This window comes from Bradyrhizobium sp. CSS354 (genome assembly GCF_029051725.1).
Classification (GTDB): domain Bacteria; phylum Pseudomonadota; class Alphaproteobacteria; order Rhizobiales; family Xanthobacteraceae; genus Bradyrhizobium.
Genome location: NZ_JAACFU010000004.1, coordinates 18595 through 39853 on the forward strand (window position 1 = coordinate 18595; position 21259 = coordinate 39853).

Genomic DNA, 21259 nt, shown 5'->3' on the forward strand with positions numbered 1-21259 from the left:
TGATGACGCGGCTGCGCTGTGCAATTCTCGACGACTATTTCAACCTCGCCCTCGATGTCGCCGATTGGCAAAGCCTGTCCGACCGCATCGACGTCACCGTGTTCAGCCATCCCTTCGCCTCCGAGCAGGCCGCGGCGAGCGCGCTGGCCGATTTCGAGATCGTCTGCGCGATGCGCGAACGCACCGCGTTCCCCAAGAGCCTCTTCGAGAGCCTGCCGAAGCTGAAGCTGCTGCTGACCTCAGGCATGCGCAACGCCTCGATCGACATGGAGGCCGCCAAGGCGCGCGGCGTCACCATCGGCGGCACGCAATATTCACGAGATCCGACCGCGCCCCTCACCATGGGCCTAATCCTGGAACTGACCCGCGGCATCGGCCGCGAGAACGCGCGCATGCATGCGGGCGAGCCATGGCAGGCCTTTGCCGGCGTCGAGATCGAGGGATTGACGCTCGGCGTCGTCGGGCTCGGCAAGCTCGGCAGCAAGATGGCGGGCATTGCGAAGGCGTTCGGAATGAACGTGATCGCCTGGAGCCCGAACCTGACCCCGGAGAAGTGCAAGGACGCCGGCGTCGGCTACGCCACCAAGGAGGAGCTGTTCGCCAAGGCCGATATCGTCAGCATCCATGTGGTGCTGAGCGAGCGCTCGCGCGGGCTGGTCGGGGCCGCCGATCTCGCGCGGATGAAGCCGACGGCCTTCCTCGTCAACACCGCGCGCGGGCCGATCGTGGACGAGCAGGCGCTGCTCGAGGCGTTGCAGCAGAAGAGGATTGCAGGCGCCGGCATCGACGTGTTCTCGGTCGAGCCGCTGCCGACGGATCATCCCTTCCGCAAGCTCGACAATCTCGTGCTGACGCCGCATCTCGGCTACGCCACCGAGGACGGCTTGCGCATCCATTACGGCCAGATGGTCGAGGCGATCGACGCCTTCACCAAGGGCGGCGAGCTGCCGCGGAAGCTGGCCTGAAGCCTCAGGCCGCCGAGCGCTGGCTGGTGGGCTGCCGTGCCGCATCGGCAAAGCCGTCGCGCCAGGAGGCATGCGCCGGCAGCCAGCCGAGCTCGCGCTTTGCCTTGCCGTTGGAGGCTCCGCGCACCTCCGTCATCATCGCAACCATATGCTCGCCCGCAAGCAGGCGGCCGAGCCAGGCGGGAATGTGACGCGGCGGCTTGGCACCAAGCAATTCGGCCAGCGCGGGCAACCAATCCTTCACCGGCGCCGGATGATCGTCGACGATATTGTAGATGCTGCCGGAGCGCCCGCGTTCGAGCGCGGCAAGCGTGGCAGAGGCGGCATCTTCGGTGTGAATGAACGACCACGTGCCGCCGCCATCGCCGATCACTGGCACACGCCGGTGGCGCAGCTGGTCAATCATCGCCGGCGAGAGCGTTCCGGTGCCCGGTCCATAGAAGAATCCATAGCGCAGCACGATGCCCTCCGGCGTCGTCGAAGCGGTGACGCTTCGCTCCAGATATCGGATTGCCTCCAGCGTGCGTCGCAGCTCTTGCGGCGGATGCGGATCGAGCTCATCGGTCTCGATCTTCACCGTTCCCCCGGCGCGACTGAAGGTCCAGCCGCAGAAGCTTTGCGCGATGAAGCGCCTAGCGCCGGCCTCGCGTGCGGCGTTGAGCAGAATGTCGGTTCCGCGGGTGCGGAGCTCGTTGGTTCGCTTGAAAGCGCGATCGAAATGCCGGAGGTCCGTAGCAGCCGCGAGATCTGTCATCTGGTGGATGACGGCGTCGGGCTTTGCCGCAATCACCGCAGCGCGCATACTGTCGGCATCGAGGCCGTCGGCGACGACCGGCTCCGCACCCAATCGCCGCACAAGCTCTGTTTTCGCCGCACTCCGTGTCGTGCCGATCACCGAATGACCCCCGGCGACCAGCGCCGGAACAAGATACTGACCGACCGCGCCAGTCGCGCCCGCAACAAAGATGCGCATCCTGTGCTCCTCAATTCGTTGCAATCCTCCCGGACGTAATCGAGGTGCGGAGCCGTTCAAGCATGCGCAAGCGAGACATGCGCATGGGTCAAATGACGACGGCGCGTGACCGAAGATCACGCGCCGTATCAGATCAATTCCTGGGAAGCCGGTTCAGCGCACGGTGACGGGCGCGGGCAGCGGCGGCACCACTGTCGGCTGGGTGCCTCCGACCGGGCCGGCCTGCGCGGCCATTGGCGCGGGGCCGGCAGCGCCGGGCACGGGCGCGGCGGATGCGGTCGCAGTTCCCGGCGGCGGACCACCCGGCATCACCACCACGCGGGTGCCGACCTTGACGCGATCGAACAGGTCGGAGACGTCCTCGTTCAGCATGCCGATGCAGCCGGAGGACACGAACTTGCCGATGGTCGAGGGCTGGTTGGTGCCGTGGATGCGGTAGACGGTCGAGCCGAGATACATCGCGCGGGCGCCGAGCGGATTGCCGGGACCGCCGGCCATGAAGCGCGGCAGATAGGGCTGGCGCTCGATCATCTCGGTCGGCGGATGCCAATCCGGCCACTCGGCCTTGCGGGTGATCTTCTGCACGCCGGTCCAGGTGAAGCCGTCGCGGCCGACGCGGACGCCGTAGCGGATCGCACGGCCGTTGCCGAGCACGTAATAGAGGTAGGTATTCGGGGTATCGACGATGAGCGTTCCGGCCGGCTCCTTGGTCGCCAGCGAGACCTCCTGACGGCGCAGGTTCTGCGGCAACTGCGCCGGAGCGGCGTCGGGCTGCTCTTCGGGCGGCAGCGAGGCGATCGCCATCGGCCGGCCGTCGGCGCCAACGGGCGGCTGACCGGCCTGGACCGTTCCGGTCGCGCCGGGACCACCGACCGCCTCCGGCGGACGCAGGCCGTCACTGCCGGGCGCCTGACCCGGACGATCGGCGTAGATCACCGCAGGCGGGCCGGCGGGGCGGCCGTAGCGCGGATCGTCGGGCGACGTCACGGGACCCTGCGGCGGCGCGGCCGAGTACACGGGGGCGCCTGCGGGACGGCCATAACGGGGATCATCGGGCGACATCACCGGACCCTGCGGCGGCGCGGCGGAATACACCGGGGGAGCGCCGGCTGGACGACCGTAGTAGCGCGGATCCGGGCCGGGCGGCGGCAGCGCCGCCTGCGGCATCGAATCGTCTTCATCGTCCATAGCGTCGAAGTTCGGCGCGCGGTCGCCGGGCCGATATTCGGCCGGCGCGCCATAGCTCGGCGCCTGCTGGACCGGATAGCTTTGGGCCTGCGCGAGCGAGGTTCCCGCCGCAGCGACTGTTGCGGCAGCGCATATCGTCAGAAAATGTTTGATCATCATCGCTCTTGTATAGTCCCCGGGCCCCGTCCGGACCGTTAACGGCCAGATGACCGAAGATAGCGGCACATTCAAGACATTGCAGGCGGATTTGTGCCTGATTTGCCGATTTGTGATCCGCAAGACTACCGTTGCCTCCTTGCATCACGGGACGAAAATCAGCCCACGACTGAGATTGCCGGAGTCGCCGGCTCCGTTTTTTACGGAACGGCGGGGAATCGTTGCGGTATGTTCGAATCAGCCTGATTCGCCCCCGCTTTGAGCTTCGATCCCCGCGTGGCGAACGCGGCAAGCAGTACCGTCACCGCGTTCAGATGGCTCATGGGCCCTGGCCACTTCGCCGCCGGGGCGGAAATTCGCAATCCCTCGATGCTTCCCGGCTTTCGCTTCCTGTTTGCCGCGATCCTGCTGTCAGCTTCCATCCTGGTATTCGGCCTGGGCGCCGCCGCGCTGCTGCGGGCCAGCCACGAGCAGTATGTCAGCAACCCCTCCTGGCGGAATGGTCCGCAGGAGCAGGTGTTTGCACAAGCTCCCGAGCCGGCCCAGCCCGTGCTCGCGGTTCTGCGCGCCGAGCCGGAAGCAGCCACCGATCCGGCGCCGTCGCTGCGTGACCAGGTGCCGACGATCGGATTACCGGCGAACGAGCCCGAGCCGGTCTTCGCGCTGACGACCGAGACCGACCGTCAGCCGCCGCAGGTCGTTGCAGCTCCGGCTGACGTCCCGACCGAACCGGCCAATGCGGAGACCAAGGCCGAGACGACGACGGACGACGCCACGCCGGTCTCAAGCAACACGCTTACTCCGGCCGACGCCAGCGCATCCATCGCCGAGACCAAGCCCGTTTCGATCGCTCTCACGAGCAAACCAGCACCTACCGCCCCCAGCGGAGCCTCGGCTTCGTCCTCGTTCGACATGGCGAGCGCGAAGTTCGCCGCATTGAACGACCCGGCGACCACGGCCTGGAAGGATCCGCCTGCGAAGGCCAAGCCCGACTCTAAGGCCGACAGCAGTTCGCCGGAGAGCAAGGCGACCAAGCCGCGGGCGCATCGCGTGAAGAAGCGCCGCCGCATCGTCCGGCGTCCGCCGCCGCCGGTTCAGCAACTCGATCCGTTCGGGCAGCCGCAACCCACGCTCGCCGCAACGACCACGCGCGCACGTCAGTAAGGTTACGCCGGGCCGGTTGCGATCGGCGGTCCCTTTTCCTGGCCCCATTCCGACCACGAGCCGTCGTAGAGCGCGGTGTCGGTGATGCCGAGGCGATAGAGCGCCAGCGTCAGCACGCCGGCAGAGACCCCGGAGCCGCAGCTCGTCACGATCGGCGCATCGAGCCTGACACCGGCGTTCGTGAAGGCGGCGCGGAGATCATCGAGTGGCTTCATCGTGCCGGTCGCGGCATCGAATAGGAGATTGTAGGGCACGTTGCGCGCGCCGGGGATATGGCCGGAGCGGATGCCCGCGCGCGGCTCCGGCGCCCGGCCCTCGAACCGGTCGGCGGCGCGCGCGTCGATCACCTGCTCGGCACGGCTTTCGATGTTGGCGATCAATTGCTGCATGCTGCGCACGCGCTTTGAATCATAGCTCGCCTTGAATGTCGCTGGCTTCGGCTTGACCTCGCCGCTCTCGACCGGACTCCCCTCGGCGCGCCACTTCTTCAGGCCGCCATTGAGGATGCGCACATTGCCATGGCCGAAAGCCAGGAACATCCACCACGCGCGGGGAGCAGCGACCCAGCCGCCGGCATCATAGATCACGACGGTGTCGGCATTGGAGATACCGAGTTGGCCTGCGTCGCGACCGAACTGCTCGGCGGTCGGATACATGTGCGGCAGCGGGTTGGAATGGTCCGAGACCGCATCGACGTCGAAGAACACCGCGCCCGGCAGATGCGCGGCGAGATAGTCGTCCTTCGGCAATGGCAGCACGCCGGGTAGTTTGAAGCTGGCGTCAAGCACCTTGACGTTGGCGTCGTTGATGTGGGCGGCGAGCCATTCGGTGGAGACGAGGGGATCGGTGGGGGTGGTCATTAGGGTGCTCCGGCAATTGTCTCAGTCGTCATGCCCGGGCTTGTCCCGGCCATCCACGTTCTTGCGGCGAAGACGTGGATGCCCGGGTCAAGCCCGGGCATGACGGAGTGTGTGGCGAGAGAGGTATTCACCTCACCCCTTCTTCTTCGGCTCCCACTGCTCCACCGGCCCGCCGGCGTCGCGCCAGGCGGCGTAGCCGCCGGCGATGTGGGCGACGGGCTTGAGGCCCATGTCCTGCGCGGTCTTGGCGGCGAGCGCAGAGCGCAAGCCGCCGGCGCAATGGAAGACGAACTTCTTGTCCTCCTGGAACACCGGCTTCGCGTAAGGGCTCTGCGGATCGATCCAGAATTCGAGCATGCCGCGGGTGCAGGCGAACGCGCCGGGGATGCGGCCGTCGCGCTCGATCTCGCGGGGATCGCGGATATCAACGATGACGACGTCGCCGTTCTTCGATATCTCGATGGCGTCCTTGGCGGTGAGCGTCTCGATCTCGGCATTGGCCTCGTCGATCAGCGCCTTGATGCCGCGGGTGATGGTCTGGGGCATGTGGTTCTCCCTCTTGTTGTCATTCCGGGGCGTGCGCAGCACGAGTACGGAATCCATTTATCTACACGTGCTGCGGCCCGACGGATTCCGGGTTCTCGCTGCGCGAGCCCCTGAATGACAACAGCTAGTGCGTCAATTCCTTCATCGCACCCTCGAGCCCCTCGATCGTGATCGGATACATGCGGTTGGCGAAGATGCGTTTGATGATCGTGGTGGATTCCGAATAATCCCAGTGCTTCTGCTGCACAGGGTTGAGCCACACCGAATGCGGATAGGTGCGGATGATGCGGTCGAGCCAGACCGAGCCGGGCTCCTCGTTGACGTGCTCGACCGAGCCGCCGGGCACCATGATCTCGTAGGGCGACATCGATGCGTCGCCGACGAACACGATCTTGTAGTCGTGCGGGTATTTATGCAGCACGTCCCAGGTCGGGGTGCGGTCGGTGAAGCGGCGCTTATTCTGCTTCCACACGCCTTCATAGAGGCAGTTGTGGAAGTAGAAATACTCCATGTGCTTGAACTCGCTCTTCGCAGCCGAGAACAACTCCTCGACCTGCTCAATATGCGCGTCCATCGAGCCGCCGATATCGAAGAACACCAGCAGCTTCACCGCGTTGCGGCGCTCGGGGCGCATGTGCACGTCGAGATAGCCGTGATTGGCGGTCTCGCGGATGGTGGTGTCGAGATCGAGCTCGTCAGGCGCGCCGGTGCGCGCGAACTTGCGCAGGCGGCGCAGCGCCACCTTGATGTTGCGGATGCCGAGCTCGACATTGCCGTCGAGATCTTTGAACTCGCGCTTGTCCCACACCTTCACGGCGCGGTTGTTGCGGTTCTTGTCCTGGCCGATGCGGATGCCTTCGGGATTGTAGCCGTGGGCGCCGAACGGCGAGGTGCCGGCCGTGCCGATCCACTTCGAGCCGCCCTGATGCCGGCCCTTCTGCTCCTCGAGGCGCTTCTTCAGGGTCTCCATGAGCTTGTCCCAGCCCATGGCCTCGATCTGCTTCTTCTCTTCGTCCGTCAGGTATTTCTCGGCGAGCTTCTTCAGCCACTCCTCGGGGATCTCGGCCCCCTCCATGGCGTCGAGCAGGCTTTCCAGCCCCTTGAAGACGGTGCCGAAGACGCGGTCGAACTTGTCGAGGTTGCGCTCGTCCTTCACCAGCGAGGTGCGCGAGAGATAGTAGAAATTCTCGAGCGAGTAGTCCGCGAGGTCAGCGTCGAGCGCCTCCATCAGCGTGAGGTATTCGCGCAGCGTCACGGGGACCTGCGCATCGCGCAGAGAAGTGAAGAATTGCAGGAACATGGGTGACAGATTGCCCGTCGGGCGGCGAACGTCAAGGGGCGGAGGCCATCGCTCTGCGCTGGACCGGGAGGCTTTTTGCTCTAGAATTGACGGTCTCACGGGGTTGTTTTGGGGACGTTTGCAATGGGAATTCTCGCAGCGCTCATCATTGGCGCGATCGCAGGCTGGCTTGCCGGCAAGATTGTCCATGGGGCGGGATTTGGGCTGATCGGCAACATCGTCGTCGGCATCATCGGTGCGCTCGTGGCGAGCTGGATTCTGCCTCAGCTGCACATCCAGCTCGCAACCGGCACGGCCGGGGCCATCGTGGATGCCACGATCGGCGCGGTGATTGTGCTCGTCATCCTTTCGCTGATAAAACGGGTCTGAAAGCCTGACCGAACCAGGAACGGCCGCCATGCGCGGCCGTTCCCATGTCGCGACCGGGGCATGCCGGGACGACGATCAACAAGGACGCGCAATGAAATTTACCGGCACTAAGGACTACGTTGCGACCGACGATCTCAAGGTCGCGGTCAATGCCTCGATCGTGCTGGAGCGCCCGCTGCTCATCAAGGGCGAGCCCGGCACCGGCAAGACGGTGCTGGCGGAGGAAGTGGCGAAGGCGCTGAGCGCCCCGCTTCTGACCTGGCACATCAAGTCCACCACCAAGGCACAGCAAGGCCTTTACGAATACGACGCGGTGTCGCGCCTGCGCGACAGCCAGCTCGGCGATGCGCGCGTGTCCGACATCAAGAACTACATCAAGCGCGGCAAGCTGTGGGATGCCTTCACCGCCGAGCAGCGCCCGGTGCTGCTGATCGACGAGATCGACAAGGCCGACATCGAATTCCCGAACGATCTTTTGCTCGAACTCGACCGCATGGAATTCCATGTCTACGAGACCGGTGAGACCATCAAGGCCAAGCAGCGCCCGATCATGATGATCACCTCCAACAACGAGAAGGAGCTGCCGGACGCGTTCCTGCGCCGCTGTTTCTTCCACTACATCAAGTTCCCCGACGCCGATACCATGACCCGGATCGTCGATGTCCACTTCCCCGGCATCAAGAAGCGGCTGGTCGAGGAAGCCTTGCGCATCTTCTTCGAGATCCGCGAGGTGCCCGGCTTGAAGAAGAAGCCGTCGACCTCGGAGCTGCTCGACTGGCTCAAGCTGCTGCTCAACGAAGACATGAGCGTCGAGCAGTTGCGCGAGCGCGATCCGCGCAAACTCATTCCGCCGCTGCACGGCGCGCTGCTCAAGAACGAGCAGGACGTGCATCTGTTCGAGCGGCTGGCGTTCCTGAGCCGGAGAGAAGTGTAGGTTCGAGCGCACTCCGCTGCCGCCCCACCTTCCGGTGTCATTCCCCGCGAAGGCGGGGAATCCAGTACGCCGCGGCTTCTCGACTCAATCATAACCGCCTCTGGAATACTGGATCGCCCGGTCAAGCCGGGCGATGACACGGAGAGTATGGCTCACTCTCTCCACCTCGTCATTGCGAGCGCAGCGAAGCAATCCAGGCTGCCTCCGCGGAAAGATACTGGATTGCTTCGCTGCGCTCGCAATGACGGAGCAAGGGCGAGCATCGCCTTCTCCAACTCGCGCTTCAAATCGCCAGGAGGCGCACGAAGGTCACGTGAGATGGGCCTCGGCTCTGCAGCGCACGGCTGCACCGGACGATGCTTCGCATCGCCGGGGAAGCGCTGCGCTGCGTCCGGGGCACGAGACCTTGCTACGCCACCGCGGCGTCCGGTACACGCGCGGCTTCCATTGGCTGCTTGCCGCGGATGAGGTCCGAGGCGCGGTCGGCGATCATCATGGTTGAGGCATTGAGGTTCGCCGAGATCATGCGCGGCATCACCGACGCATCGATCACGCGGAGGCCTTGCAATCCGTGGACGCGGAGCTTGTCGTCGACCACCGCCCAGGTGGAATCCGCCGGGCCCATGCGGCAGGTGCAGCCGGGGTGGAAAGTGGTGGTGCCGCGCTCGGTGGCGGCGGCCAGGAACTCGTCGTCGGTGTTGATGTTGGGTCCAGGGAAATCCTCGTAGGCGTAATAGGGCGACAGCGGCGCACTCTTCAAAAGCCTGCGCGCGAGCTTCATGCCGCCCACGATGACGCGACGGTCGAGCTCGGCGTCGAGATAATTGGTCTGGATGATCGGCGGCGCGAACGGATCAGACGAACGGATGCGGACATAGCCGCGGCTCTCGGGGCGCTGCTGCCAGGAGGCCACCGTCATGCCGGGCTCGTCTTCGAGCTGGCCCTGCACGCCTTCCTTGTAGCTCGCAGGCGTAAAGGTGAGCTGGAGGTCGGAGCTGTCCGCGCTCTCGCCGGAGTGCCAGAAGCAATAGACCATGGTCGGCGACAGTGAGAGGAGGCCTTTGCGCGCCGTCGCCCATTTCATGGCCTCGACCCAGAGACGCCAACCGCGACGAAGCTCGTTGATGGTCCTGATGTCTTTGACGCGGGCGACCGTACGCGGGGCGTAATGATCTTGCAGGCCTTCGCCGACCGGCAGCGCGTGACGCACGGCGATGCCGTGGGCGCCCAACAAATCCGGCGAGCCGATGCCGGAGAGCTGCAAGAGCTGCGGCGAATTATAGGTGCCGCCGGAGAGGATCACTTCCTTGTTGGCGCGGACTTCGATCGGCGTGCCGCCACTACCGCCCTTCGTGTAGCGCACGCCGACGGCGCGCTTGCCCTCGAAGATGATCTCGGTCGCATGCGCGTGGGTGTGGACATGGACGTTCGGACGCTTCATCGCGGGCTTGAGAAACGCGGTGGCGCCGGAGACGCGCAAGCCCTTGTCGATGGTGCGCTGGCAGTAGGAGACGCCTTCCTGGGTCTTGCCGTTGTAGTCGGGGTTGCGCGGAATGCCGAGGCTCACCGCGCCTTCCATGAAGGCTTCGCAAAGCGGATCGCGCCAGTTCATGGTGGTAACCGTGAGATTGCCATCGCGGCCGCGATAAATGTCCTCGCCCTCGCCGACGCGTTTCTCCAGCCGCCGGAAGTAGGGCAGCACGTCGGCATAGCCCCAGCCGCGATTGCCCATCTGCGCCCAGGTGTCGAAATCCATGCGCTGGCCGCGATTGTAGATATGGCCGTTGATCGAGGACGAGCCGCCGAGAGTCTTGCCGCGCGGCGCATAGATGCTGCGCCCGCCGGTCCAGGGCCCGACCTCCTGCTGGTAGGCCCAGTTGATGCTCTTCATGTGGAAGGTCTTGATGAAGCCGGCCGGCAGATGGATGTAGGGATGCCAGTCGCTCGGGCCCGCCTCGAGCACGCAGACGCTGGTAGCGGGGTCTTCGCTCAGCCGGCTGGTGAGCACGCAACCGGCGGAGCCCGCGCCGACGATCACATAATCAAATCTGTCCATGGTGCCTCGGCCGCCTCTAGCGCGGCTTGTCGTTGAGTTGATAATTCAAATGCGTTCGCACCGTCGGCCATTCGGCCGCGGTGATGCTGTAGACCACCGTGTCGCGTAGCGTGCCGTTCGGCGCGACTTGGTGGCTGCGCAGGATGCCGTCCTGCTTGGCGCCAAGACGCTCGATGGCGCGGCGGCTCTGGTGATTGAAGAAGTGGGTGCGGAATTCCACCGCGATGCAGTCCAGGGTTTCGAAGGCGTGGGTGAGCAGCAGCAGCTTGCACTGCGTGTTGAGCGGACCGCGCTGCGCGCTCTTGCCATACCAGGTCGAGCCGATCTCGACGCGGCGGTTGGCGGCATCAATGTTCATATAGGTCGTCATGCCCACGATTTTGCCGCTGCCATCGAGCACGGTGAAGGGGAGCATCGAGCCCGCGGCCTGAAGACCGAGCCGGCGGTCGATTTCCTTGCCCATGTTGTCCGGCGTCGGAATCGCGGTGTACCAGATGGTAGAGAGCTCGCCGTCCTTCACGGCCTCGATCAGCCCCTCGCGGTGCTGATGCGACAGCGGTTCCAGACCGGCATGCTGTCCGCGCAGGGTGATGGGATCAGGCCAGGGCATTTGAAACTCTCTCCTTTGTCATTGCGAGGAGCGAAGCGACGAAGCAATCCATACTGTCACCGCGGACGCATTCCTGGATTGCTTCGCTTCGCTCGCAATGACGGTCACTAGCACCGTTTATTTGTTTAGGAAATTGAGAGGCAATCCGCCGCGCGGCCAGTCCATGGCGATCAGCTCGCCCTTGCCTGAGAGCGTGATGTAGGCGGTCTTCAGCTCGGGGCCGCCGAAGGCGATGTTGGTGGTGACGCGGTCGCCGGTCGGCACCTGCTCGACCAGGGTACCGTCAGGCGCGATCACCGAGATGCAGCCGGAGACGAGGGTGGCGACGCAGACATTGCCGTTCGCTTCGACCGCCAGCGAGTCGAACATCTGGTAGCCGCCGAGGCCGCAGATCGGTTTGCCCCGCTCGCCGCGATAGATCACATCGCGCGGCTTGAGCGTGCCGGGCGCGGAGAGCTCGTAGGCCCAGAGCCGACCGGTGGGCGTCTCCGCGATGTAGACGGTGGCCTCGTCCGGCGACAGGCCGATGCCGTTCGCCGGCAGTATGCCGTGCACGACCTCGACGATCTCCTTCATGCCAGGCTTGAGATAGTACATGCCGCCGACGTCCATCTCGCGTGCGCGGCGCTTGCCGAGATCGGAGAACCAGAGGCCGCCCTGCTTGTCGAACACCAGATCGTTCGGCCCCCGCAGATCGTGCTCGCCGCAACTGGTCACGACGGTTTCGATCTGGCCGGATTGCAGATCGACGCACTGGATCGAGCCGCCGAGGTAATCGTCGGGCTGCGGACCCGGCATGACCATGTTGCGGGTCGGGATCCAGGAGAAGCCGCCATTGTTGCAGATGTAGATCTTGCCGTCGGGGCCGAGGGCTGCGCCGTTCGGGCCGCCCGGCATCTTCGCGACGATCTCCTTGCGGCCGTCGGGATGGATCCGGGTCAGGCGCTGGCCACGGATTTCCACCAGCACCACCGAGCCGTCCGGCATCACGACCGGCCCTTCGGGAAATTCGAGGTCGGTGGCGAGAACGCGGACGTTGGACATGTGGGGACCCTCCCGGCTGCTTGTTATGACTTGCACGGGATGTCCGGCACGGGCCCCACACGCAAGATTGCCTGCGGTTATGACAAAGTCGCCGGGGCTTGCCAAGCAAGCGGGATGGTATGCCAGCGTTGCACGCTAATCTCGCACGGGTATCCAAATCTCCAGGCCGCCATTGCCGGTGGCGGGATCGAATTTCTCGTCGTAGCGCTCGAAGTTCGGCGCATCGGCAGCCTTCAGGCCGGAGGCCGGCAGCCACTGATTCCAGATCGCGTTGACGGTGCGCCTGATCGAGGCGACGTGGTCGGCGTGGGTGAACACCGCATAGCGCTGCTCGGGGATACGGATGCGGCCGAAGCGGCGCGGCAGCTCGGAGAAATCGTCGACCTCGACGCCGGCGATGTAGTCGAAATTGCCGGCATCGTCGCCGTTGCAGCAGACGCCATAGGCGACCGATCCAACGCGCACGGGAATGTCGGCGACCTCCTGGTGGAAGCGCTGCCACAGTCCAGGAATGGCCGCGCCGTTGTCGCAGGAGATGCGCTCGTTGATGCCTGCGACGAGGAAGGCCTTTGTGGTTTCGAAGCGCGGGACGGCGAGTTTGTCTGCGATGGTTGAATCCATGAGGATCGGCTCCTGAAGCTTGAGATGGCCGGTGCATTGCGCGGCCCGCACCGCTTCGGGCGTGGTGCCGAACTGGTCGCGGAACGCGCGGGTGAATGCTTCGTGCGAGCCGTAATCTGCCTCCAGCGCCAGCGACAGGATGTCCGGCGCGCCGTTCGCAAGACTGCGCGCCGCTTCGGTCAGCCGCCGCGCGCGCACGTACCGCATCACCGGCAGCCCGGTGGCTGCGGCAAACGCGCGCACGATGTGGAACCGCGACACGCCCGATATCGTAGCGATCTCGTCGAGCGTCATCGGCTCGGCCAGATGGCTCTCGACATACCAGAGCGCGCGCTGGGCTGGGTTCATGGCGTTTCTCGTTCGAAGCGCGACCATGATGCACCGAAGTCCGCGGGTTTCGCTTGATCGGTGTTGCGGTCCCGCAAGAGGATAACGCCGGAGCAGCCACTGGCAACGTCCGGGCGTTCATGGCTACACTCGGGACATCCTTGAAACCGCTCACCAGAAAGCAGGAGGAACCGCGTCATGAAAGTCACCGACGTGCGGGCGCACCATATCCGCATCCCCTATGACGCCGGTGTCGCGAGCTTCCGCCAAGGCGCCTCGGCGATCACCGCCCTCGACATGGTGATGGTCGAGGTCAGCACCGACGCCGGGCTGACCGGCTGGGGCGATGCCTTCGCCTATGTCTGCCCCCGCACCACGCGCAGTGCCGTCGATGAAATGATCGCACCGCAGGCCCGTGGGCTGGAAGTTCCCGATGCCGCCGGGATTCCGGCGGTGATGGAGCAAATCCAGCGCAATCTGCATCTGTTCGGGCGTTACGGCATCACCATGTTCGCGATCTCCGGGCTCGACATCGCGCTGTGGGACCTCGCCGCCAAGGTCAAGGACGTGCCGCTGCACCGCCTGCTCGGCGGCACCAGACGCCCGGCCATTCCGGCCTATGCGAGCCTGTTGCGGATCGGTTCGCCCGACAACATCGCTGCCGAATGCAAGAAGGCGCTCGCGCTCGGCTATGGCGCCATCAAGCTGCACGAGACCACGGCACCGGCGGTGTTTGCCGCGCGCGCGGCGATCGGGCCCGGCATTCCGCTGATGGTGGACATGAACTGCCCGCTGTCAGGCGAAGAGGCGATCGCGTTCGCCAGGACATGCCGCGACGCGCAGCCGATGTTCCTGGAGGAGCCGGTCTGGCCGCCGGAGCATTTTGCGGCGCTCGCCGAGGTCCGCAGCAAGGGCGGGCTCGGCGTCGCTGCCGGCGAGAACGCCTGCACGGAATATCAATTCCGCCAGATGATGGATGCGGGCGCGGTCAGCCACGCCCAGCCGTCGGTGATCAAGGTCGGCGGCATCACGGAATTTCTGAAGGTTGCGGCGCTCGCAGATCGGCTCGGCGTCAAGATCGTTCCGCACTCCCCATATTTCGGCCCCGGCCTGCTGGCGACCTTGCATCTCCTGGCGGGGCGCGGCGACGGGTTGGTGGAGATGTTTTACCTCAAGCGCGAGGCCTGCCTCTGGGGCGGCCGCGCCGATGTCGATGCTACCGGCCATGTCGCGGTGCCGACCGGACCTGGACTCGGCTATGAGCCCGACCGCAGCGTGATGGAGCGATATCGCGTCGCCTGAGCGCGGCGCCTATTTCGCCGCATCCTTCGGCGGCGGCGCATCCTGTTTCTTCTTCACATCCTCCGCGGCCTTCGCCTGCGCGGCCTGGAGATCGCCGAGCATCTTCTGCAAGCCGGCCACGGTCGTCTTCAACGCATCGATCTGGCGCCCCGCGGCATCCAGCTTCTGCTGGTGATCGAGGTTCAGCTTGGTGATAGTCTTCTGGAGGAAGTCGACGTTGCTCTGGAGGCAGCTGGTGCGGCGCTCCATGGTCTTCTCGACGGTGCAGATCTCGATGCCGGGCACGTCCTGCGCGCGGACCGGCGCAATCGCCAGCGTAGCGAGCAGCAACATCGCGAAACAGACGCCGGCGCTTCGAAGCAGCATGCAAGTTCCTCGTCAAATCAATCACGGCAATGTGCGCTTTTTGCACGCCGCCTGTCGAGGCTACCACACTCGCACCGCATTCTCGCGTTGAGCTTGCGGCTGTTCCCTCGGACGGGGAGCGATGATCTGCATGCGGAGGAAATGGGCGCTCCTTCTGCGGCTTTGTTTAGGGGAGTTTTTTGATGGCAACGCGCGACAGACGACTGGCGGAATTCGACGGCGCCGGAGAACCGCCGCCTGGCCTTGCAGTCGAAGTGCTGTGCGAGGACCACAGCGGGACTTATCAGCTGCCGTTCGCCTGCCGCTATGTCGAGGGACGCTGGCAGAACCACGCGGCCGGCGTCGCGGTTGAAGCTACAGTCATCGGCTGGCGCGTCCCGCGCATGAAGCATTCGGGCGTAGCCTGAGCACCGGCGTCTGTCTCAAAATGCAACGGTGCCGCGTCCCGGCTTAACCTTCGGAACGCGGCCCGAACGAATCACGTCCGAATCAGCCGTAGAGCCCCGTACGCGCCTGTTCACGGCTAGATGTCGCAACCGGCCAGCAGGCGCATACAATATCTGCGCAGCGCCTGAGCAGGCCCAACCGGCCACGGGCGTCAAAAGTTAACGGCTTCAATGACATGACTGCGGGGCGCGGCGGTTGGATGCTCGCTCGCAAAACAGGCAAATGGCACCCGGCCTGCCTAATATTCGACCTCGAGCTCCTCGATTTCGGCCGGCTCATCCTTTGCCGCCGCGATCCATTCTTTCATCTCCGGCATGGCCATGATGGTATCGGCATAAGCCTGCAGCTGCGGCTCGAGCTTGACGTTATAGGTCACGAAGCGCGTCACTACGGGGGCGTACATCGCGTCAGCCATGGTACGGGTCTCGCCGAACAGGAAGGGCCCGCCCGATTTGTCCAGGCAGTCGCGCCAGATCGCCCAGACGCGATCGATATCGGCCTGCGCGCGCGACCAGATCTTGAAGCCCGGGAAGTGCCCCTTCAGATTGACCGGCAGCGAGGCGCGCAAGGTGGTGAAGCCGGAATGGATTTCGCCGCAGATCGAGCGGCAATGCGCGCGCTGGATGCGATCCGCGGGCAACAGCCCGGCGTTCGGCATCGCCTCGTTGAGATATTCGGCGATCGCCAGCGTGTCCCAGACGATCGCGCCCTCGTGCCGCAGGCACGGCACCAGGATCGACGACGACAACAGCAGGATTTCGGCGCGCGCCGACGCGTCGTCCGGCGCGGTGACGATCTCCTCGAAATCGAGCCCGGAAAATTTCGTGAGCAGCCAGCCACGCAGCGACCAGGACGAATAGTTCTTGCTGCTGATGGTCAGTGTCGCCTTCGCCATGTGGCCTTCCCTCACGCCTGTGACTCGCACCCTGCCGGACTCTGCGGGAGTGCGCACCGCCTGTGCTTCCCGCGAAAAGAGCAGCAAGCGACGTGCCAATCTTGAGGGCGGCCCATCCCAGGTTTGGCTCCGATATTGCATAGCAGCACGGGGACAGGTGGGCGTTTCAGTATGATGTCGATGTATTATCAGGCCTTTCAGAACCATATGGACCTGACGGCGCCGTGGCGGTCGGGGGCTTCGTCCGCACTCAGATTCCTCAATCTGGTGCCTCAGGGCTTGTCGGATCAGGTCGTCGGCCGTCTGTCGGCCGCGCTTGAGCTGATCTCCCGCTCCACCCTCACCTACCACCGCCCCGCCTACGGCATCGACAGCGTCATGGTCGGCAATCGCGAAGTCGCCGTGACCGAGGAGATCGCTTACGCGACCCCGTTCGGCTCGCTGCTGCGTTTCAAGAAGGAGGGCGTGGGCGAGCAGCCGCGCATGCTGCTGGTGGCTCCAATGTCCGGCCATTTCGCGACGCTGCTGCGCGGCACCGTGAAGACGCTGCTGCAGGATCACGATGTCTACATCACCGACTGGCACAATCCGCGTGACATTCCCCGTAGCGAGGGCCGTTTCGGGCTCGACGACTACACCGAGCATCTCATCGACTTCCTCGGCCAATTGGGCCCGCGCCCGCATATGGTCGCGATCTGCCAGCCCTCGGTCTCGGCGCTCGCGGCCGCCGCGATCATGTGCGAGGGCAACCATCCTTCACGGCCGGCGACGTTGACGCTGATGGCCGGCCCGATCGACACGCGCATCCAGCCGACCAGGGTCAACGAATTCGCCAAAAGCAGGCCGATCGACTGGTTCGAGCAGAACCTGATCAACTACGTGCCGGTGCAGTGCCGCGGTGCCTTGCGGAAAGTCTATCCAGGTTTCGTGCAGCTCACCGCCTTCGTCTCGATGAATCTCGAGCGCCACATCAAGCAGCACATCGATCTCGCCGATCACATCGCCAAGGGCGAGAAGGAGAAGGCGGCCAGCATCAAGACCTTCTACGACGAATATTTCGCCGTGATGGACCTGCCCGCGGAATTCTACATCGAGACGGTGCGCGACGTATTCCAGGAGCACCTTCTGCCCCAGGGCAAGCTGATGCATCGGGGACGTCCGGTAAACACCAAGGCCGTCAGCCGCATGGGGCTGATGACGGTCGAGGGCGAGAAGGACGACATCTGCTCGATCGGCCAGACGCTGGCCGCGCAAGACCTCTGCACCGGCGTGCGCGCCTACCGCCGCGTCCACCACATGCAGGCCGGCGTCGGCCATTACGGCGTGTTCTCGGGCAAGCGCTGGAATAACGAGATCTACCCGCTGCTGCGGGATTTCGTGCACGTGAATTCGTAACCCGTCAGCCCTGGCCCGTACGTCACGAGCGAACGCGCATTGCAGTGAGGCGACCGGAGATGCTGGGGCAGGATCTCGACGCCTCTCCTGACCAAACGGCTAGCTAGAGAAACCGCACGTGCCTAATGCACTTGCTTGAGCAGCTCTCTGGCTTCAACGACTTCGGGAAGATTGCGCTCCGCATCGAATTCAGCGAGCACGGGAGCGAGCACCTCGGATACCGCGCCCGCTCGGCCATTTGTCTTGTGCAGGCGTGCAAGTCCAAGGGCGCTGCGCAGCTCGAAAGTCTTCACCCGTTGGTGCCGTGCGATTTCCAGCGCTCGGTTTAGCGCATTTTCGGCACTGGCTAGGTCCGAAGGATCATGACGCAACAAAAGCTCCCCGTAGACGCGATGCAGCTCGGCATCAAGCCAATGCTGACCGGATTGCCCCGCCCATGTGATCAATCCGCTCAAGATTTCCAGCCCGTTTTCGAGTCGGCCCGACTCTGCATCCGCCATCGCGACATGCATCCCCCAAAACGGCTCACAGAGGTAGCAGTCATTCTCGTGCAGCAAGGTCCAGCCGCGACGCATTTCCGTTAGCCCGGCCATTCCGTCGCCGGCACGCCACTTGGCCAGGCCATTCAGGTAGGTGCCGGCGGCCACATACAGCGGCATCGTGTGGTCGCGAGCGAGACCGAGCGCCAGGATCGTCTCTGTTTGCTGCAACATGCCCCCGCATAGTCCGTCGAACACAGCTCGATGAACAAGCGCATTGGCCTGAGAAAGCGCCCGTTTTTCTCCGGAAGCACTTATCGCTTCCACGGCGAGGCGACGTGCGCGAGCGATCCTGCCAAGCGGCCAAAGCACCAGGGCAAGAAACCTCATGATCACGAATGGGAGATCCAGTGCCGAGCCCCTAAACGTCGCGGGATCCGGCTCGTCACCATAGATCTCTAGTGCCTTCTCAAGATGTACTCTCGCGTTCAAGTAGTCGCCCCCGAACCAGCAGGTAACCCCGCCCGTCCAATGTGCAACGACGGCGGCCACCGGTGAGTCCGGTCGCCGTTCAGCGGCGTTCACGATGGCATCCACCAGCGCCCGCATCGGCGCGAGTTCGCCGTGTGTCAGGCAGGCATTGAAGAGACCCGAATGGACTGGCGCAAGTTCAACCGGGTCATTGATGTCGGCTGCGAACTGTCGGGCGCGCGTCCATGCGGCTACCGTTTCGGGAGCGCTGTGCCCGAGGCTGCCCCGTAATGCACGGCCATATGCGATTTGAAGATGTAGCCTACTCATCATCCGGTCGTGCTCATCGGGCAGCTCATCGGCGACGGCAATCGCCTTGCCGAGATGTGCAATCGCCTCGGAATAGGCGGAGCGTTTCAGCGCCTGCAGGCCCGCCTTGCGCCACCATTCGAGGGCGACCTCGTTCAGCCCCGCCTCAGTGAAGTGGTGTGCCAGAACTTCCGGCTCAGTCTCGGCGACGACTGGAAACTTCTCGCGCAGGACATCGCCGATGCGCTTGTGAAGCACCTGCCGTTTGCTCTTGAGCAGGCTCTCGTAGGCCGCTTCCTGAACGAGAGCGTGCTTGAAACTATAGTTTGCTTCGGGCGGAGCCCCGCGACGCACCAGCAGTTCGGCCTCTTCGAGTTGCGCTAGCGCAGCGCTCAGCGTCAGATCATCGCGTCCCGCCACATATCTCAGCAGCGCGTATGAAAAATCGCGACCGATGGCGGCGCCTATCTGCGCCAACTCCTTGACTGGGGCCAGCCGGTCAAGCCGCGCCATCAGCGAATCCTGCAGCGTTGCGGGAATAGCGAGCGGCGGGAGCGGATTATCGAGGCGATAGCGCCCGGCATCTTCGACGAGTAGCCCGGACTCCAGCACCATCTTGGTCAATTCCTCGACGAATAGTGGGATGCCATCCGTCCTATCGATGATCTGCTTCATCATCTCGCGTGGCAGCTGGCGACCAACGGCCACCTGTTCGACCAGCGCGCGCGAGTCCTGCCGATCGAGTCGGTCGAGCCGCAACAGACTAACGTTGGCAAGGCCCGACCAGGAGGGCTCGAACTCTGGCCGGGATGTCATGAGCACGAGTATCGGCAGGCCTCTGATCCGATCGACCGCGAGATCGAACAGTTCAAGTGTCGTGGCATCGGCCCAATGCATATCCTCGCAGATAATCAGCAGGGGTTGCTCTCGCGCCAACCCCTCAAGCTGATCCAGAAGGGCGGCAAATGTCTGTCGCCGCTGCTGCGCCGGGCTCAAACTCAGCGGCGGACAATGGTCGCCGGTGGGAATCGAAAGGAGAGCCGCAATGAGCGGTGTCGCTTGGGCGACCTGCTGTGTTCCAAGCGCCAGCATTGCCTCGAGCTTGTCGAGCTTTTGCCCAGGCGTGTCGTGCGACCGGATGCCGGCGGCGCGCTCGAGCTGCGCGACAAAGGGATGGAGCGCACTGTTGATATGGTAGGGCGAACACTGATATCGCACCCGGCGGTGAGCCCCCAACGAGGGGCTTTCGGACAGCGTTGCGACAATGCGCGACTTGCCGATGCCCGCTTCGCCGGAAATCAATACCATCTGCCCCTGCCCCTGCCCCTGCCATGCCAGCCGCTGGCGCGAGAGAGTGAACTCGATCTCATCCCTGCGGCCGACAAAACCGGTCGAGCGTACCGCGCGGACCGCCTCGAAGCGACTCTCGGATGCGATCGCTCCCTCCACCGCCCAGACTGCGATGGGTTCGGCTATGCCCTTGACCTCACGGCGGCCGAGATTGCGAAACGTGAAGAGATCACCAAGCAGCCGGCGCGTCGACGAAGCAACGACGACCGCGCCCGGTTCCGCCAGGCTCTGGAGCCGAGCGGCAAGGTTTGGTGTGTCGCCGACGGTTGCCTGTTCCTCTGACGCATCTCCGCTGATGAGGTCACCGACCACCACAAGCCCTGTCGCAATTGCGATGCGCAGTTCAACCCGTTCGTCGGCGCCTGTTTTGAGCTGCCCAATTGCGGAGATAGTGTCGAGACCCGCTCGCACTGCGCGCTCCGCATCATCCTCGTGGGCGCGAGGATAGCCGAAATAGACGAGTATTCCGTCGCCGACGAACCTGGCTATCCTGCCGTCATAAGCCGCAACGACGCTCGCGCAGGCGGCGCGGTAGGCCCGGATCACTTCCCACATATCCTCGGGATCGAGACGCGCCGAGAGCGCGGTCGAGCCGACCAGATCGCAAAACATAACGGTGAGGTGGCGCCGCTCGGCGTCCTGAGGAGGCGTCGGCGATGCGATCAACGCGGCTGGATCGAGGTCGGCAATAGCACGCAGCATTTTGCGGCGATGGCCTAGCAGGACTCCGAGCTTATCAAAGTCCTCGTCCATCAGTTCGGGGAGGATGCCCACGTCGATTGCATTCTGGGCAAAACGCTCTGCGTATTGCCCAAGCCCCAGTTTGTCGAGCCACTCCGCAATCTGCATTGGCTCCACCGATCGTGTGGTTGGCGGTTAGCAGGATTTTGGACCACGGCGCGGGGACGATATCCCAACATCGCCATGATGGCACGTCTTGTTTGTTGTGCGATAATTTAGGTTACTCAGTACCGACACGGCTTCTAAGCCGGGTCGCCGCCCGATGCGAACGACTCCGCTACCAAACATCGTCTTCACGCAGCGTTGCACGACAGAGGTTGCGATGAGTGGTCACGACTCACTCGGGACCTGAAGCCGAATCCAACGCTGCGGCTTGTGCTCTCGTCATGAC

General features: G+C 64.3%; 19 protein-coding genes. 7 read left to right on the top strand and 12 right to left on the bottom strand.

All coding sequences use genetic code 11. The annotated features are described in order from the left end of the window. Positions 1-2: 2 nt before the first annotated feature. A complete protein-coding gene (locus GWG67_RS10120; RefSeq protein WP_275169193.1) occupies positions 3-965 on the top strand; it encodes a D-2-hydroxyacid dehydrogenase family protein in 963 nt (320 codons plus the stop codon). A 4-nt stretch (positions 966-969) separates the two neighbouring features. Here the strand turns inward: GWG67_RS10120 and GWG67_RS10125 are convergent, their stop codons facing one another. Then, positions 970-1938, bottom strand: a complete 969-nt coding sequence (locus GWG67_RS10125) for an NAD(P)-dependent oxidoreductase (protein WP_275169195.1) — start codon at positions 1936-1938, stop codon at positions 970-972. 153 nt (positions 1939-2091) lie between these two features. Further along, on the bottom strand, positions 2092-3282 hold the full coding sequence (locus tag GWG67_RS10130) for a L,D-transpeptidase (protein ID WP_275169686.1): 1191 nt from the start codon (positions 3280-3282) through the stop codon (positions 2092-2094). Between the two features lie 321 nt (positions 3283-3603). Between GWG67_RS10130 and GWG67_RS10135 the strand changes: the two genes are divergently transcribed. Then, the gene (locus GWG67_RS10135; RefSeq protein ID WP_275169197.1) at positions 3604-4446 is read left to right on the top strand and encodes a hypothetical protein; all 843 of its coding nucleotides are present in this window, start codon (positions 3604-3606) and stop codon (positions 4444-4446) included. 2 nt (positions 4447-4448) lie between these two features. Here GWG67_RS10135 and sseA read toward each other — a convergent pair whose 3' ends face one another. The 3 genes from sseA to GWG67_RS10150 form a co-directional block, all read right to left on the bottom strand. Continuing rightward, complete coding sequence (gene sseA / locus GWG67_RS10140) at positions 4449-5306, bottom strand: 3-mercaptopyruvate sulfurtransferase (RefSeq protein WP_275169200.1); 858 nt, start codon at positions 5304-5306, stop codon at positions 4449-4451. A 132-nt stretch (positions 5307-5438) separates the two neighbouring features. Then, positions 5439-5852: a rhodanese-like domain-containing protein gene (locus GWG67_RS10145; protein ID WP_007613708.1), complete on the bottom strand. Its 414-nt coding sequence runs from the start codon at positions 5850-5852 to the stop codon at positions 5439-5441. 124 nt (positions 5853-5976) lie between these two features. Beyond that, positions 5977-7152 carry a VWA domain-containing protein gene (locus GWG67_RS10150; RefSeq protein WP_275169202.1) on the bottom strand — a complete coding sequence of 392 codons (1176 nt, stop codon included), beginning with the start codon at positions 7150-7152 and terminating at the stop codon, positions 5977-5979. A 123-nt stretch (positions 7153-7275) separates the two neighbouring features. Here GWG67_RS10150 and GWG67_RS10155 point away from each other — a divergent pair, with 123 nt between their 5' ends. Together GWG67_RS10155 and GWG67_RS10160 are read left to right on the top strand one after the other, a co-directional pair. Then, positions 7276-7521, top strand: a complete 246-nt coding sequence (locus GWG67_RS10155) for a GlsB/YeaQ/YmgE family stress response membrane protein (protein ID WP_247401578.1) — start codon at positions 7276-7278, stop codon at positions 7519-7521. Positions 7522-7612: 91 nt separating this feature from the next. Continuing rightward, complete coding sequence (locus GWG67_RS10160) at positions 7613-8455, top strand: MoxR family ATPase (RefSeq protein WP_275169204.1); 843 nt, start codon at positions 7613-7615, stop codon at positions 8453-8455. Positions 8456-8864: 409 nt separating this feature from the next. Here GWG67_RS10160 and GWG67_RS10165 read toward each other — a convergent pair whose 3' ends face one another. The 4 genes from GWG67_RS10165 to GWG67_RS10180 form a co-directional block, all read right to left on the bottom strand. After that, positions 8865-10511 carry a GMC family oxidoreductase gene (locus GWG67_RS10165; RefSeq protein WP_275169206.1) on the bottom strand — a complete coding sequence of 549 codons (1647 nt, stop codon included), beginning with the start codon at positions 10509-10511 and terminating at the stop codon, positions 8865-8867. 16 nt (positions 10512-10527) lie between these two features. Then, positions 10528-11121, bottom strand: a complete 594-nt coding sequence (locus tag GWG67_RS10170) for a GNAT family N-acetyltransferase (RefSeq protein WP_275169207.1) — start codon at positions 11119-11121, stop codon at positions 10528-10530. 117 nt (positions 11122-11238) lie between these two features. Then, complete coding sequence (locus GWG67_RS10175) at positions 11239-12165, bottom strand: SMP-30/gluconolactonase/LRE family protein (RefSeq protein ID WP_275169208.1); 927 nt, start codon at positions 12163-12165, stop codon at positions 11239-11241. A 135-nt stretch (positions 12166-12300) separates the two neighbouring features. Next, entirely contained in the window at positions 12301-13134 is an 834-nt protein-coding gene (locus tag GWG67_RS10180; protein WP_275169210.1) for an AraC family transcriptional regulator, read from the bottom strand. 177 nt (positions 13135-13311) lie between these two features. On the opposite strand from GWG67_RS10180, the gene GWG67_RS10185 reads away from it, so the two are divergent. Then, positions 13312-14415, top strand: coding sequence for a mandelate racemase/muconate lactonizing enzyme family protein (locus tag GWG67_RS10185; RefSeq protein WP_275169211.1), 1104 nt, complete (start codon positions 13312-13314; stop codon positions 14413-14415). A 9-nt stretch (positions 14416-14424) separates the two neighbouring features. On the opposite strand, the gene GWG67_RS10190 is transcribed toward GWG67_RS10185, so the two are convergent. Beyond that, a complete protein-coding gene (locus GWG67_RS10190) occupies positions 14425-14781 on the bottom strand; it encodes a hypothetical protein (protein WP_275169213.1) in 357 nt (118 codons plus the stop codon). Positions 14782-14963: 182 nt separating this feature from the next. Here GWG67_RS10190 and GWG67_RS10195 point away from each other — a divergent pair, with 182 nt between their 5' ends. Further along, entirely contained in the window at positions 14964-15188 is a 225-nt protein-coding gene (locus GWG67_RS10195) for a hypothetical protein (protein ID WP_027570609.1), read from the top strand. A 278-nt stretch (positions 15189-15466) separates the two neighbouring features. On the opposite strand, the gene GWG67_RS10200 is transcribed toward GWG67_RS10195, so the two are convergent. Further along, complete coding sequence (locus GWG67_RS10200; protein ID WP_275169214.1) at positions 15467-16123, bottom strand: glutathione S-transferase family protein; 657 nt, start codon at positions 16121-16123, stop codon at positions 15467-15469. A gap of 171 nt (positions 16124-16294) precedes the next feature. Here GWG67_RS10200 and GWG67_RS10205 point away from each other — a divergent pair, with 171 nt between their 5' ends. Continuing rightward, a complete protein-coding gene (locus GWG67_RS10205; protein ID WP_275169215.1) occupies positions 16295-17518 on the top strand; it encodes a polyhydroxyalkanoate depolymerase in 1224 nt (407 codons plus the stop codon). 122 nt (positions 17519-17640) lie between these two features. On the opposite strand, the gene GWG67_RS10210 is transcribed toward GWG67_RS10205, so the two are convergent. Then, positions 17641-20976, bottom strand: coding sequence for an adenylate/guanylate cyclase domain-containing protein (locus tag GWG67_RS10210; protein WP_275169217.1), 3336 nt, complete (start codon positions 20974-20976; stop codon positions 17641-17643). Positions 20977-21259: the final 283 nt, after the last annotated feature.

Bases quoted from the DNA above. Each gene is read 5' to 3' on its own strand.
- GWG67_RS10120 (WP_275169193.1), top strand. From the start codon at position 3: ATGACGCGGCTGCGCTGTGCAATTCTCGACGACTATTTCAACCTCGCC.
- GWG67_RS10125 (WP_275169195.1), bottom strand. From the start codon at position 1,938: ATGCGCATCTTTGTTGCGGGCGCGACTGGCGCGGTCGGTCAGTATCTT.
- GWG67_RS10130 (WP_275169686.1), bottom strand. From the start codon at position 3,282: ATGATCAAACATTTTCTGACGATATGCGCTGCCGCAACAGTCGCTGCG.
- GWG67_RS10135 (WP_275169197.1), top strand. From the start codon at position 3,604: ATGGGCCCTGGCCACTTCGCCGCCGGGGCGGAAATTCGCAATCCCTCG.
- sseA (WP_275169200.1), bottom strand. From the start codon at position 5,306: ATGACCACCCCCACCGATCCCCTCGTCTCCACCGAATGGCTCGCCGCC.
- GWG67_RS10145 (WP_007613708.1), bottom strand. From the start codon at position 5,852: ATGCCCCAGACCATCACCCGCGGCATCAAGGCGCTGATCGACGAGGCC.
- GWG67_RS10150 (WP_275169202.1), bottom strand. From the start codon at position 7,152: ATGTTCCTGCAATTCTTCACTTCTCTGCGCGATGCGCAGGTCCCCGTG.
- GWG67_RS10155 (WP_247401578.1), top strand. From the start codon at position 7,276: ATGGGAATTCTCGCAGCGCTCATCATTGGCGCGATCGCAGGCTGGCTT.
- GWG67_RS10160 (WP_275169204.1), top strand. From the start codon at position 7,613: ATGAAATTTACCGGCACTAAGGACTACGTTGCGACCGACGATCTCAAG.
- GWG67_RS10165 (WP_275169206.1), bottom strand. From the start codon at position 10,511: ATGGACAGATTTGATTATGTGATCGTCGGCGCGGGCTCCGCCGGTTGC.
- GWG67_RS10170 (WP_275169207.1), bottom strand. From the start codon at position 11,121: ATGCCCTGGCCTGATCCCATCACCCTGCGCGGACAGCATGCCGGTCTG.
- GWG67_RS10175 (WP_275169208.1), bottom strand. From the start codon at position 12,165: ATGTCCAACGTCCGCGTTCTCGCCACCGACCTCGAATTTCCCGAAGGG.
- GWG67_RS10180 (WP_275169210.1), bottom strand. From the start codon at position 13,134: ATGAACCCAGCCCAGCGCGCGCTCTGGTATGTCGAGAGCCATCTGGCC.
- GWG67_RS10185 (WP_275169211.1), top strand. From the start codon at position 13,312: ATGAAAGTCACCGACGTGCGGGCGCACCATATCCGCATCCCCTATGAC.
- GWG67_RS10190 (WP_275169213.1), bottom strand. From the start codon at position 14,781: ATGCTGCTTCGAAGCGCCGGCGTCTGTTTCGCGATGTTGCTGCTCGCT.
- GWG67_RS10195 (WP_027570609.1), top strand. From the start codon at position 14,964: ATGGCAACGCGCGACAGACGACTGGCGGAATTCGACGGCGCCGGAGAA.
- GWG67_RS10200 (WP_275169214.1), bottom strand. From the start codon at position 16,123: ATGGCGAAGGCGACACTGACCATCAGCAGCAAGAACTATTCGTCCTGG.
- GWG67_RS10205 (WP_275169215.1), top strand. From the start codon at position 16,295: ATGATGTCGATGTATTATCAGGCCTTTCAGAACCATATGGACCTGACG.
- GWG67_RS10210 (WP_275169217.1), bottom strand. From the start codon at position 20,976: ATGCAGATTGCGGAGTGGCTCGACAAACTGGGGCTTGGGCAATACGCA.